The sequence below is a fragment of the Vibrio sp. S12_S33 genome, from assembly GCF_963889785.1.
Classification (GTDB): domain Bacteria; phylum Pseudomonadota; class Gammaproteobacteria; order Enterobacterales; family Vibrionaceae; genus Vibrio; species Vibrio aestuarianus.
This window is the reverse complement of record NZ_CAWPQZ010000163.1, coordinates 1-1,125: the sequence shown is the minus strand read 5'-3', so window position 1 is coordinate 1,125 and position 1,125 is coordinate 1. Positions and strand designations below refer to the sequence as shown.

Genomic DNA, 1,125 nt, shown 5'->3' with positions numbered 1-1,125 from the left:
GAAATGAAGATATTTGAATAAGTTACGTACAAAAACGATGCTGACCAAAACCTAAATTTCACAGCGATCTTAGCCGAAGAAAGCCACTTACAGAATCAACAACAAAGAAAGCGCACTTTCAGCAACCACTAAACCTTTTGCGTCACCAGATTTTCAGAGCTGAATGTCAGCAAGAAAACCAGTCAAAAAGACATTTCAATTAAAGCGATTTGAAACCAACGAACCTCAACACAAACCAGATCCAAAACTAAATTGAGGCAACCCAAGAACCTTAAAAACTCATCAAACACATAACGCCGCGTTAAGTGGTGAGCAACGCGACCACAATCCTAAACCATTGCGCCTTAAACACAACACTCAACCTAGAACCGAAACTCCCAAGCGTTGGGAATCCGTCTTAAACGCCTAGTTAGCTACTGCACTTTCGCTAGCAAATTACGCCAAAATACCTAATTTCAAACACATTATTGCTTTCAAACGGCAAAGTAAAACGGACAGCTGTGAAATTAAAACCTAATCCACGAAATGCGCTTGGCAAAGAAGAAATAACCGAGGAAATCACCATTCCTGAACTCGGTAATTTGCAAAGAATTCTATCGAAAAAACCAACGACAAAGCACACTAAACGAATTTAGGCATTCATGAAGTTCAAAAACAAAGAAGCCGCGCCAACGAACTTAACAAACACAACACTTCCCGTAAGCAGACTTCGTTAAGTTCAAACACTTCCCGAAAAGTGCCACTGGCGAGATAGTTGAAAAGCTGAGATTTGTCTGGTGTGTAGCTAGAAAACCGAAAGCCTTTCCACCCTAAATTCACAGCTTTTCTTAACCCCAGCTAACGCCCAATTAAGGGGTGAGCAACGCTACCACCGTACCTAAAGCATTGTACCGTAAACACTAAAATTGAAGTAGAAGCAAAATGCCAAGCGTTGGGAATCCCTCTTAAATTGCTTGTTAGGCTATTAATCCACCAATTCAATACCTAAGCTTTCTAATAAGCTCAACGCTTCATATCGTGAAAACTTAGCCTTTTTAACGTTATTTTCTAATACGTCAATTGAGTATGCTGTTGATTCACTGAAATCAACACCTTGCAAATTTGTTCTCATAAATAAACTGTAGC

1 pseudogene is annotated in these 1,125 nt (G+C 39.7%); it reads right to left on the bottom strand.

Annotated elements, in window-relative coordinates:
* Positions 1-964 precede the first annotated feature (964 nt).
* Positions 965-1,125 (bottom strand): annotated as a pseudogene (locus AACW06_RS19660) (pentapeptide repeat-containing protein); the annotation flags it as partial.